Origin of the sequence: Nocardia australiensis (genome assembly GCF_020733705.1) — a bacterium.
Taxonomy (GTDB): domain Bacteria; phylum Actinomycetota; class Actinomycetes; order Mycobacteriales; family Mycobacteriaceae; genus Nocardia; species Nocardia australiensis.
Genome location: NZ_JAJFZM010000001.1, coordinates 2,332,816 through 2,345,973, shown reverse-complemented (window position 1 = coordinate 2,345,973; position 13,158 = coordinate 2,332,816). Strand labels below are relative to the sequence as shown.

Annotated in this window: 6 protein-coding genes; 2 read left to right on the top strand and 4 right to left on the bottom strand. The window is 66.6% G+C overall.

Annotation, left to right across the window (positions count from 1 at the left end):
- Positions 1-93: 93 nt before the first annotated feature.
- The 3 genes from LKE06_RS10670 to LKE06_RS10660 form a co-directional block, all read right to left on the bottom strand.
- On the bottom strand, positions 94-7,437 hold the full coding sequence (locus tag LKE06_RS10670) for a non-ribosomal peptide synthetase (protein ID WP_227998431.1): 7,344 nt from the start codon (positions 7,435-7,437) through the stop codon (positions 94-96).
- Between the two features lie 201 nt (positions 7,438-7,638).
- On the bottom strand, positions 7,639-8,622 hold the full coding sequence (locus tag LKE06_RS10665; RefSeq protein WP_227998430.1) for a helix-turn-helix domain-containing protein: 984 nt from the start codon (positions 8,620-8,622) through the stop codon (positions 7,639-7,641).
- A 42-nt stretch (positions 8,623-8,664) separates the two neighbouring features.
- Complete coding sequence (locus LKE06_RS10660) at positions 8,665-9,495, bottom strand: M23 family metallopeptidase (protein ID WP_227998429.1); 831 nt, start codon at positions 9,493-9,495, stop codon at positions 8,665-8,667.
- A gap of 260 nt (positions 9,496-9,755) precedes the next feature.
- Between LKE06_RS10660 and LKE06_RS10655 the strand changes: the two genes are divergently transcribed.
- Together LKE06_RS10655 and LKE06_RS10650 are read left to right on the top strand one after the other, a co-directional pair.
- On the top strand, positions 9,756-10,802 hold the full coding sequence (locus LKE06_RS10655; RefSeq protein ID WP_227998428.1) for an NAD(P)H-dependent flavin oxidoreductase: 1,047 nt from the start codon (positions 9,756-9,758) through the stop codon (positions 10,800-10,802).
- A gap of 68 nt (positions 10,803-10,870) precedes the next feature.
- Positions 10,871-11,263 (top strand): SCO5389 family protein, encoded by a 393-nt coding sequence (locus tag LKE06_RS10650; protein ID WP_227998427.1) that lies wholly within the window; start codon positions 10,871-10,873, stop codon positions 11,261-11,263.
- 108 nt (positions 11,264-11,371) lie between these two features.
- Here the strand turns inward: LKE06_RS10650 and LKE06_RS10645 are convergent, their stop codons facing one another.
- The gene (locus LKE06_RS10645) at positions 11,372-13,024 is read right to left on the bottom strand and encodes a long-chain fatty acid--CoA ligase (protein ID WP_227998426.1); all 1,653 of its coding nucleotides are present in this window, start codon (positions 13,022-13,024) and stop codon (positions 11,372-11,374) included.
- Positions 13,025-13,158 lie beyond the last annotated feature (134 nt).

The window sequence follows — 13,158 nt, the reverse complement described above, 5'->3', positions numbered from 1 at the left end:
GTTTCGGACCACACCGACCATTACAGAACTCTTCCTACCCGCTCGTCACCTATGCACATGCCACAGAACCACACCGGTCACCGGCGTACGTTTTTACCGGTATCCGACCGGCAGCAGCTCATCGAGCAGAACCACCTCGGCGGGCCCGGACACCGACACCGCTCCAGCCGCCTGGCCGTCGTCGAGCACCACTGCCTGTAGATCCTCCAGCAACGCGGTATCGATGGCGTCCAGGCCGGCTCGATCGGCAAGCAGGTGGGTAACCCATTCGTCGGCCAGGGAGGCTGCCAGATCCGAATTCGCGAGCTCGGCGCCGGGCACCACGACCAGGGTCGCTCCGGCCGCACCCGCCGCGACCACCTCCAGCAGCGCGGCGGGCGAATCCGGGCTGCCGTACCGATAGGTGCGGGAGTCGACGGTGAGACCGGTGCGGGTGCGCAGCCGATCGGTGGCCGCGGCCAATTCGTCATAGGTCATCGTGACGCCGGAGGCCGCGATAACCAGCCCCGGATCGTCGCCGCGCAACACCCCGGTCCGGTTCGCGTAGGTCACCGGACGCGCCGATTGCGCGGCGATTTCGGTGACGGTCGCCGCGTCGTCCAGGCGCAGCCACTCGACATCGTCGATGCCGACCCGATGCTGACCAGCCGTCAAGCCGATCTTCGCCACCGGAGCGGCGGGCAGCGGGGTGTCGGGGGTGGCCAGCAGCACCAGCGCGGCGCCTGCCTTCAGCACCGCCCACACCGCGACAACCGAATCGGCACCGCGATCGAGCCGCACCGCGACCCCGGTGCCGGGACCGCAGCCGTGCTCGATCAACACTCGGGCCAGGCGTGCGGAGCGGGCGTCGAGGTCCTGGTAGGACATTTCCTCCTCGCCCCACACCAGCGCGGGCGCGTCGGGATCGTCGTCCACCGCCGCGGCCAGTGCCTGCGGCAACCGGGTTCCGTTGCCCGATGCGGTCGCGCTCGGCTCCGCGATCGCGGCGGGCGCGGTGCGCACCCGGTCGCGCTCTTGTGCGTCGAGAATGTCGATATCACCGACGGGCGCCTGTGAATCGGCGACCACCGCGGCCAGAATGCGCTCCAGCCTACGGCCGAATGCCCGGGCCGTAGATTCATCGAAAAGGTCTGCGGCATAGGTGAATACCGCGACTATCTCACCGGGGGCCCCGTCCGCGAGCTGACGCGGCTCCACCGCGAGCTGCAGATCGAACTTCGCGGGCAGCTCACCGGATTCCACCGCGCCGACGGTCAGGCCGGGCAGCTCGAGCGTTGGCTGTTCCAGGTTCTGGAACACCAGCATCACCCCGAACAGGGGGTTGCGCGGGCCCGACCGACCGGGTGCGACGGCCTCGACGACCCGCTCGAATGGAATATCCGCATTGGCGAACGCGGTCAGATCGGTCTCGCGAATCTGCTCGACCAGCGCGTCGAAGCTCGCGGTCCGCTCGACCGGCGTGCGCAGCGTCAGGGTATTGACGAACATGCCGACCAGCTCGTCGAGCGCCCGCTCACCGCGTCCCGCGATCGGCGTGCCGATGGTGATGTCCGAACTGCTCGCCAGACGCGAGAGCAGCACGGCGAGCGCCGCGTGCACCACCATGAACAGCGACGAGCGATGCCTGCGGGCGATGTGGGTGAGCCCCTCGTGGACCTCGGCGGCAATGCTGAGGCTCACCGACGCACCTCGATTCGATGGCACGGTCGGGCGCGGGCGATCCAGTGGCAGCTCCAATGGCCCCGACAGCCCGGCCAGCTGTTCGCGCCAGTACGCCAATTGCCGTGCGGCAACCGAGTTCTCGTCGTCATCGGCACCGATCACCGCGCGCTGCCACAGCGCGAAGTCGGCGTACTGCACCGGCAGCGGCGACCAGCCCGGAGCTTCACCCCCGACGCGCGCGAGGTAGGCGGCCATGAGGTCGCGCGCCAGCGGAGCGAACGACGCGCCATCGGCCGAAATGTGGTGCGCGACAAGCACAAGCAAATAGTCGTCGGCGGCACCATTGGCCAGCAGCACGATGCGTACCGGCACCTGTGCGGTGACATCGAATCCGGCGGACATCAGCTCGGCGACGCGGCCGAAGACATCGGCGGGAGTCTCGACCCGGAGGCCATCGGGCAGCGCCTCGGTGACGGACACGATCTCCTGGTGCGGTTGCCCGCCGACCATGGCGGTCGGGAAGCGGGTGCGCAGCGATTCGTGTCGTATCAGCACGTCCTCGACGGCGAGCCGCAGCGCGTCCACGTCGAGTGTGCCGGTCAGCCGAATCGCGAAAGGCAGGTTGTAGGCGGCGGATTCGGTATCGAGCTGGTTGAGCACCCACATACGCTGCTGCGCGAGCGACAACGGCACCGACTCTGGGCGGGTCGCGCGGATGAGCGGTGGGCGGGCGGCGGCGTCACGGCCGACACCGGGCACGATCCTGGCCGCGAGCGCCGCCACCGTCGATGCCTCGAACAGATCCCTTACCGCGACATTGGTTTCCAATGCATCGTTGATTCGCGCCACGGCGCGGGTAGCAAGCAGCGAGTTGCCGCCGAGCGCGAAGTAGTCATCGTCGGCGCCGACCCGTTCGACGCCGAGCACCTCGGCGAATACGGTGGCCACGATTTCCTCGGACTGGGTGACCGGGGCACGGAACTCGCGCGCGGTGAACGTCGGCGCGGGCAGCGCCTTGCGGTCGAGCTTGCCGCTGGTATTGAGCGGGAAGGCATCCAGCACGACGATTGCGGCCGGAACCATATAGACCGGAAGGACTTCCGCGATCTCGGCGAGCAACTGCTGCTGCTCGATCTGCTGCCCGGGACGCGCAACCACATAGCCGACCAGCTGATCGCCGGTCGCCGATGGCGACACCACGGCCGCCGCCTGGCTGACCGTCGGCCGACCGAGCAAGGCCGTCTCGATCTCGCCGAGTTCGATGCGCTGGCCACGGAACTTCACCTGAAAGTCGGTGCGGCCCAAATATTCCAGCCGGTGGGGGTTTTCGCGCCAGACCACCAGGTCACCGGTGCGGTACATACGCGAACCCGGCTCGAACGGATTGGCCACGAACCGATCCGCCGTCAGGTCGGGACGGGCCACATAGCCACGCGCCAGCTGATCACCTGCCAGATACAGCTCGCCGACGACACCGGCGGGCGTCGGCCGCAATCTCGAATCCAGCACGAATACCTGGGTATTCCATTGTGGCAGGCCGATCGGCACGGTGGTGAGTTCACCGGCCCGCGCGGGCCAGTAGGTCACCGAGACCGCGGCCTCGGTCGGCCCGTACAGGTTGTGCACGGTGGCGGTCGAAACCTCGGCCAGTGCGGCGACCGTCTCAGGCGGCAGCGCCTCACCGATAGCGAACACATCACGCAAAGTCGGACAGGTGCCCGGGGTTGTGTGCGCGGCGAACACTGTCAGCATCGATGGCACGAAGTCGGTCACGGTGACCCGTTGTGCGGCAATCGTTTCCGCGATGTAGACGGGGTCTCGATGGCCGTCGTGGGTGGCGACAACCAGTTTCGCGCCCGCACGCAACGGCATGAAGTAACCCCACAGCGACACATCGAACGTCGTCGCCGTCTTCTGCAAATACACATCATCGGGGCCGAGCGGATACTCCGCCAGCATCCACTCGATCTGATTATTGACAGCCCCGTGCGAAACCGCGACCCCCTTGGGCCGACCGGTCGAACCGGACGTGAAGATCACATACGCCGGATTCGCCTGCGACACCGGTCGCAGCAGCTCATCGACCGCGACCGGTGCGCCCGAGAACGCTTCCAGCTCAACGGTGTCCACGTACAGCACCGGCACATCGGCGGCGACGGCATCCACCGGCGTCGTCAGCACACAGACCGGTTCCGCGGTATCGAGAATGTGCGCGATCCGCTCTTGCGGATGATCGGGATCCAGCGGCACGTAAGCGCCACCCGCGGTCACGATCGCATACATGCCGACCACCAGATCCAGCGAACGCCGCACCGCGAGACCGACCAACGATTCCGCACCGACACCCCGCGAAATCAACAGACGCGCAAGCTTATTCACCCGCTCATCGAACTCACGGTAGGTCAGCTCAGCACCCTCGTAGGACACCGCAACCGCATCCGGACGCGCCACAACCGCACACCGATAGCCATCCAGCAGCAGTTCCTCGGCAACCGGGTGCCGAGTATCGTTCCAGTCCACCAGGATTCGCTGCCGCTGCGCCGGGTCGAGCAGCTCGACCGAACCGACGAGCCGCTGCGGGTCATCGAGCATCGCGGCGAACACCCTGTTCAGCCGTTGCGCGAACCCGGCCACCGTCGCCTCATCGAACAGATCGACCGCGTAGGTGAACGTGGCCGTCATACCGCTCGGCACGCCGTCGTCATCGTGCGGCACCACGGTCAGCTCGAGATCGAACTTCGCCATCGCGGCACCGAAATCCACGCCCGAGACCGCGAGGCCGGGCAATTCCAGCTGGGTGTGCGTCATGTTCTGGAACGCGAGCAGCACCTGGAACAGCGGATGACGCGCCATCGAACGCGCGGGGTCGAGCAGTTCCACCAGTCGCTCGAACGGCACGTCGACATGCCCGAAGGCCGCCACGTCGATCTTGCGGAACTCGCGCAGCAGATCGTCGAACGACAGGTCGGGATCGACATCACTGCGCAGCACAAGGGTATTGACGAACATGCCGATCAGGTCGTCGAGCGCGGCCTCACCGCGCCCGGCGACGGGCGTGCCGATCGCGATGTCCCTGCTGCCCGACAGCTGCGCCAACAGCACCGCGAGCGCCGCGTGCACAACCATGAACAGTGTCGAATTATGTTGCTGTGCAAGATTGTTGAGCGCCGCATGAGTGTCGGCGTCGATATCGAAGCCGAATACGGCGCCCCGGTTGGACATCACCGCTGGGCGCGGGCGATCGGCGGGCAATTCCAGTTGCTCAGGCAGCCCGGCCAATTCGGAGCGCCAGAAGTCGATCTGCTTGGCCAGCAATGATTCCGGGTCGTCTTCGTCGCCGAGTACCGCACGCTGCCAGATCGCGAAGTCCGCGTATTGCACGGCGAGCGCGGGTAGTGAAGGTTGCGCGCCACGGGCCCGATCGGAATAAGCGGAGATCAGGTCCCGGGTGAGCGGGCCCATCGAGAAGCCGTCTGCGGCAATGTGATGCACGATGCAGACCAGCACATGCTCGGACTCGCTCAGCTGAAACACTCGCAGCCTGACCGGCGGTGCCGCCGACACATCGAATCCGGCGACCACCACACCGATCACGAGTTCGGCGAGCTCCGCCGCGGTAGTGGGCACCACCTCGAGATCCGGGACCGCGCGCGGATCCGCCTGCGCCAGCACCACCTGCGTACCCGCGCCGTCGACCTCTGGGTAAACCGTCCGCAACACCTCGTGGCGGGCGACCAGATCCCCCGCGGCGGCGCGCAAAGCATCGAGATCGAGCACACCCGACAACCGCACCGCGAGCGGAATGTTGTTGACACCACTGGCCGGGTCGAACCGGTTCAGGAACCACATCCGCTGCTGCGCGTAGGACAGCGGGATCCGCTCGGGCCGCTGCTGAGCCCGCAAGGTCGGCCCGGTGGCCGCGCCGGTCTCGGCCGCCACCTGCGCGGCCAAAGCCTCGACGGTGGACGCCTCGAACATCATGCGCACCGGCACTCGTACATCGAGCGCGCTACCGATCCGCGCCGTCGCCTGGGTGGCCAGCAGCGAGTTCCCGCCGAGGGAGAAGAAGTCGTCGTCGGCGCCGACTCTGGCATTCGGATCATCGGGCAACAGCAGCGCCGCGAACACCTCGGCGACGACCTGCTCGACGTGCGTGGACGGCGCCCGGAACTCGCGTGTCGCGAACACCGGCTCCGGCAGCGCGGCGCGATCGAGCTTGCCGACGGGGTTCAGCGGAATCGTCTCCAGCACCATGATCGCCTGCGGAATCATGTAGGCGGGCAGCGTTTCCCCGACATGATCGGCCAGTGCCGCGGTATCCACCGCGACCCGGTTCCCGCTCTCGTCCGCGCGGGGCAGTACATACGACACCAATGCGGTCACGCCCGATGGCAGCGTGCGACCCAGCGTCGCCGCGAAGTCGATATCCGCGTGATTGCTTAGGGCACTGTCGATTTCACCGAGTTCGATGCGCAGGCCCCGGATCTTCACCTGGAAATCGGAGCGGCCCAAATGCTCGATATCACCGGACTCGGCGCGGCGCACCAGATCACCGGTGCGGTAGAGCCGAGTCCCCGGACTACCCGCCTCTTCGCCGAACGGACTCGCCACGAAACGTTCCGCGGTCAACCCCGGTCGCGCGAGGTAACCCTGGGTGAGACCCGGCCCGGCCACATACAATTCGCCGGTCACGCCGACAGGGACCGGACGCAATCGCGAATCCAGGATGAACGTGCCGATGCTTGCCGCCCATGGCTTGCCGATCGTGATCGGATCGCCGACGCTCAGCGAATCCGACGCGGTCATGACGACCGTGGTCTCTGTCGGTCCATAGAAGTTGTAGACCTTGCGGCCGTCGCGAACCCAGCGCCCGATCAGTTCGGGCAGCAGCCGTTCGCCGCCGATAACCAGCGAACGCAGGTCGTCGATGCCGGTCGGGTCGACCGAATCCAGCGCGCCCGGCGTAATCATCACGTGCGTGACCCGCTCGCGGCGCAATAGATCGGCGAGTTCCGCGCCACCGAACACTCCCGGCGGCGCGACCACCAGCGTCGCACCGGTAGTGAAGGCCATGAAGAACTCCATGATGGAGAAGTCGAAACTCGGCGAGCTCACGTGCAACACGCGCGCGTCGCCGGTGACCTCGAGCTTCTCTCGCACCGCGGCGACCACCGACAATCCGGTGTGCGCGACCGCGACACCCTTCGGCCGCCCGGTGGAACCGGAGGTATAGATGACGTAGGCGGGGTGGTTCTCGGTGAGGGTGCCGATGCGGTCGGCGTAGGAGATGGGATGCGCGGGCCGGTCCGCGACTCGCGCGGCGTGCGCCTCGTCGTCGAGTTCGATCCATTCGATCGAGGTCCCGAGCACCGCACGATGCGCCGCGACGGTCAGGCCGAGGCTCGCGCCCGAGTCCGACAGGATGTACTCGATACGATCGGCCGGATAGGACGGATCGACCGGCACGAACGCGGCACCCGTCTTCGCGATCGCCCACATCGACACGATCGACTCGATGGACCGGGTGATACCCACCGCGACGAACCCGCCGGGGCCGACACCACGGTCGATCAGTTCACGCGCCAGTCGCGACGAGGTCTCATCGAGCTCGCGGTAGGTGAGCTCGCGCTGGTCGGTCGGGTCGCCGGTCGGATTGAATCGGATCGCCACCGTATCGGCCGCTGATTCCACCGATGCGGTCAGCAGCTGCCCGAACAGTGGTGTTCCCGACCGACGACGACGGCTTCCGCGGACAGAGCGACGAGGACCATCCATTCGAGTACTTTCACCTCTCGCATAGAGCACGGCCGAACAACCCCCAACTCGAAGGGCGTAGCGTCCTGAGCCGGCACGGTTCGGGCAATCATATAAGCAAGGCGAAACATCGAGCCGGACTCGGCTGTTCGCGGGCATACCAACCGAATATCGGCCAGATTTCGTCCTACGTTGCCGCGTCCACACAATCCGTGAGGGACTTCACAGCCAGCCTCGGCGGGTTGCCTGCACCCCGGCCTGGAAGCGCGTGCTCGCACCGAGCCGTTCCAGCAACCGCGCGGTGCGCCGCACCACGGTGCGCCGCGACATTCCGAGTCTGCGGGCAATGGTGTCGTCGGTGGCGCCGAGGCCCATCAGGGTCAGGATCGCCTTGTCGCGCTCGTCGAGTTCGTCGGCGGCCGGGTTCATCGAAATCGGCGCGGCCAGCGACCACAGCACATCGAAGGTCTTGATCACCAGGCGCAATGCCGAGGAACCGTTGATGCGTAACCCCATCGGGTCGGGTCGACGCTCGTCGGCATGCAGCACCAGGCAGGCGCGTTCGTTATCGGCGATGATCAGCTTGAACGGCGGCTCGGGCAGGGTCCGCGCCTGCGCGCCACTGGAATTGGCGGCCAGCGCGTGCCGCAGCCGCTCCGGATCCTGATAGATGGTGTCCTGATACAGCGTCTGGTAGCGGATGCCGTCGCCCATCCTGGCCCGTTTCAGCTGGAATTGCTGCTGCTCACGCTCGATATCGCTGAGGTATGGTCCGCGTTCGATCATCTTGACCCCGCTGCTCGCCGCGGACTGCATTTCCTCGAAGTCGGCGAGCATCTCCAGCCGTTCGAACACCGGCACCACCGAGCCGTTGGCGCGCGGTGAGCGTCGCACGGATCGGAAGGTCTCGCTCAGACGCGTCGCGGCGGCGTGCATCTGGTTGATGTCCTGCTGCCTGCGCCTGGCCTCGGCCTCCGATAGTGATTCCGGCGCGTGCGCATCCCACAGCACTGAACCATCGGCGCCGACGAACCGCTCCGCGGCCTCCAACTCGCACAGTACGTTCAGCGACGTCGCGGCTTCCTCGACCGCGACACCCAAGTACTGCGCGATATCGGCCAGGCTCGATCGCGGATGATGAACCAATACCGCGTAGGCACGGCCGTGCGGTGATTCAGGCTCGAAGATGTCACCCAGCGCTGTCACGGCCTGAGCCTAACGATCGATAGGGCCGCGTGCGTGCCGGAATCAGTGCGCTGACGGGCCCCATTGCAGCGGAACACCTTTCGCCGCCAGATAGGGCATGGGATCAATCTTGCTGCCATCCGGGTTCCAGATCTCCAGGTGCAGGTGCGGCCCCGTCGAATTGCCCCGGTTGCCGACGGTGGCGATGACATCGCCCGCGTTCACGCGCTGCCCCTCGTGCGCGAACATCTCGTTCACGTGGCCGTAGACCGCGGTGGTGCCGTCGTCCTGTTGCACACGCACCCACAAACCGAAGCCCGAAGCCGGGCCCGCCTCGATCACGGTGCCATTGCTGACGGAATGAATAGGAGCGCCGATCTGATCGGCGAAGTCGAGGCCGTAATGCATCTGCCCCCAACGACTGCCGTATCCGGAGCTGACCGCACCGGCGACCGGACGCACCGCGGGTGCCGGGGCGATCTGATGCTGCACACCCTGCAGGATGTCTTCGACCTGCGACAGCGGTCCCGCGATCTCCGGCGGCAGCCCGCCGATGCCGAACGGAGTGGAGATCGGCGCGGCCACTGCGTTGGCAACCTGCGTGGCAGGTGCGGGAGCGGGCGCGGTCTCGGCGACCGGCGCCGCGACTGCCTTGGCCTCCGCGACCGGCGCGGCATTCGTGCCCTCGAAGCTGACGGGAGCGTCGGCCTCATCGGCGTCGTGGGAACCGGGCAGCAGCGGCGCGGCGATGGCCGGGGCCACCTGACTGACGGTGCCGAACAGCGCGCTCGCGGCGACGGCGACACCCGCGGCGACCTTGACCCGATCGGTGGAGTTCGACTGGGCGCGATGCCGCGTCGGATGACCCGAAACACCGTCGCCCATAAGGCTCATAACGGTTATGGAACTGGGTCCTACTCGATGCTGCGACACGCTGCGTCCTAGAGTCCGGCCGACATTTTGTCAACGAAATTTGTCAACGAACTCCGCGCCGGTGCCGACCGATTTTTCACGATCCGCCGGTACCGAACTAGGTAACGTTTCGGTGTCCGTTGTGACGGGAACTCTACCCCGTCGTGATCATTTCGCAACCTTCGACCTCGAGACGCCGGTACGCTGCCGGTCTCGGGTCGAGGTGGGCGACACTGGAGTTCGTGATACTCGACGAACTGAGCGTCCCGATCGTGCTGGCCCCCATGGCGGGCGGCCCCTCCACTCCGGAATTGACCGCGGCCGTTACCGCCGCCGGCGGTTTCGGAATACTCGCCGCCGGCTACCTCACCGCCGCGGACACCGCGGCGCGGCTCGCCGCGACCCGTGAGCTGACCACCGCGCCGTTCGGTGTCAACCTGTTCGCGCCCGGTCCCGCGACACCGCCCGAGACATTCGCCGACTACCTGGCCGAACTCGGCGCGCACCATGATCTCGGCACACCGAAACACGACACCGACGAATGGGATGCCAAGCTGGATCTGCTTGTCGCCGCACCGGTTTCGGTAGTCACCTGCACCTTCGGCTGCCCGAAAGCGACGGAGGTAGCCCGGCTGCACGAGGCCGGATCGGAGGTGTGGGTAACGGTGACCTCCGCCGCCGAGGCACGGATCGCGGTCGAGGCGGGCGCGGACGCGCTGATCGCGCAGGGGGCCGAGGCGGGCGGACATCGGGGCACGTTCGTCGATCGGGTCGCAGATGACAGCACCGATCCGCTCGGTCTGCTCGCGCTGCTGCAGATTCTCACCACCAGCTTCGATCGTCCGATCGTCGCCGCGGGCGGCATCGTGACCGGCGCGGGTATCGCGGCGGCACTCGCCGCGGGCGCGGCCGCCGCGCAGCTGGGCACCGCGTTCCTGCGCTGCCCCGAGGCCGGCACCAATCCGGTGCATCGGGCCGCGATCGGCTCCGGCGCCCCGACCATGCTGACCCGTGCGTTCACCGGCCGCCGGGCACGCGGCCTGCGCAACCGCTTCATGGATTCCCATAGCGCCAACGCGCCGAGCGCGTATCCGGAAATCCATTACGCCACAGCACCATTGCGGGCCGCCGCCAGGGCCGCGGGCAATCCGGACGAGGTGAACCTCTGGGCTGGTCAGACACACACCCTGGCTCCCGCATTACCGGCCGGCGAACTGGTCCAGACCCTGGCCTCCGATACGAAAACCGCTTTGCAAAGGGCACTTTCACGACGAATCGAGGATTGTTGACAACGACTTTCGTTTAGACTGCAGTGGCATCGCATCCGCCATCCACCTCAATCTCCGAGGAGAGCGCTATGTCCCTCGATGTCCCCACCGCACTACTCGAACGCGCCGAACGTGGCGAAGTAGAGGACGCGGACTTCGTCGAATGTGTTCGTAATTCACTGCCATACGCCTGGGAGGTCGTGAGCCGGATCGCCGGCGAACTACATTCCGGCGCCGATGGATACGCCGACAACCTGGTTGCCCCGCCCGATGAAGTGGCACGTGGACAACTGCTGCGCGCCATGGCGTCCGACGCCATCCGCGGCGGTCTGGAACGCCACTTCGGCGTGAAGCTCGCCTTCCAGAACTGTCACCGGGTCGCGGCCTTCCCGCTGGCCGCGGTCGGCGGTGATACCTACAGCACGTTCATCGGTACCCGCGCCCAACTGCTCAATCAAAACCCGGAACTGCGCAACTGCTGATACGGGTCACCGCATAAACCTGGCGCGGCAACGCATTTCGCTCGCGCCGGGTGGTGCGGTGGTTTCCGGCCACCCCGCGCCACCACCTCGGTGACGCGGGGTGATCGCTCAGGACAGGGTGACGACCGTCAGGGCACCGTCGGCGTACTGTGCGCGCAGTACCTTCTTGTCGAACTTGCCGACGCTGGTCTTGGGTACCTCCGCGATAAAGGCCCAGCGTTCCGGCAGTTGCCATTTGGCGAATTTGCCGGCCAGGAAGTCGCGTAGCTCACCGGCCTGCTTTTCGGAATCCCCGAGCTCGACGCCCTCGGTGAGCACGATCGCGACCAGCGGGCGCTCGTCCCACTTCTCGTCCGGCACACCGATGACCGCGGCCTCGGCGACCGATGGGTGGCCCATCACCGCGTTCTCGAGATCTACCGAGGAGATCCACTCGCCGCCGGACTTGATGACGTCCTTGGACCGGTCGACCAGCGTCAGATACCCGTTCGGGGTGATCTTGCCGACGTCACCGGTGCGCAGCCAGCCGTCGTCGAACTTGTCCGGGTCGATCTCCGCGCCCTCGGGTGAGTAGTAGGAGCCGGTGATCCACGGTCCGCGAACCTCGAGTTCGCCCAACGACTTTCCGTCATTCGGCACGATGCTGCCGTCGTCGCCGACCAGCCGTGCCTGCACGTTCGCGGGGAAACGCCCCTGGCTGTAGCGGTAAACCCATTCATCCTCGCCGGTCACCCCGGCGGGCGGATGCGCGACGCTGCCGAGCGGCGAGGTTTCGGTCATGCCCCAGGCGTGCAGAATGCGCACACCGTGCTGCTCCTGGAACGCTCGCATCATCGATGGCGGCACCGCGGAACCACCGACCACGACCGACCGCAGATGCGAAATATCCTGGGGCTTGGCGGCCAGTCCGGCCAGCACACCGCCCCAGATGGTCGGCACGGCGGCGGCGAAGGTCGGCTTCTGCGATTCCAACATTTCCAGCAACGGGCCCGGCTGCAGGAAACGGTCCGGCATCAGTACATTCGCACCGGACATAAGGGCCGCGTACGGCAGACCCCAGGCGTTGGCGTGGAACAGCGGAACGATAGCGAGCACATAGTCGGCCTCAGTGAAGCCCATACTGTTGGGCGAGCAGACCTGCATGGCGTGCAGCCAGTTGGAGCGGTGCGAGTACACAACGCCCTTCGGGTCACCGGTGGTGCCCGAGGTGTAACACATTGCGGCAGCGGATCGTTCGTCGATCACCGGGAAGTCGTAGCTGTCGGACCGGTCGGCGAGCAGTTCGGTGTATGAGTGCACCTGCACGCCCGCGGGCGCCGCCAGCGCGGTGGCGTCGCCATTGGCCACGATCACGTGGCGGACCGTCTTCAGGTTCGGCAGGTACTTGGCGAACATCGGCAGCAGCGTGCCGTCGACGATCACCACCTTGTCCTGTGCGTGATCGGCCACGTAGACCAACTGTTCGGGGAAGAGCCGGATATTGAGCGCGTGCAGCACCGCCCCCATCGCGGGTACCGCGATGTAGGCGACCATGTGCTCGGTGTTGTTCCACATGAACGTGCCGACCCGATCACCGACGTCGATCCCGAGCCCACGCAACGCATTCGCCAGCCGAGCCGACTCGGCCCCCAGTTCGCGGTAGGTCATCGTGCGCACGTCGGTCCCGGTCCAGGTGGACACGGTCGAATCACCGGCGAACGTCGACGCGTACCGCAGCAATGTCGCCAGGGATAACGGGTCGTCCTGCATGGTGCTCAACATCGGAACTCCTTTTCTTCGGTGGCTGGTCAAACGCTCACCGACCGTGAGGCACATCACATCGCGGATGCTACTCAACAGTAGCGGTAGCCCGTCGGCCATGTCCGTGCGTCCGAACGCACCGGGGGCGGGGCGGG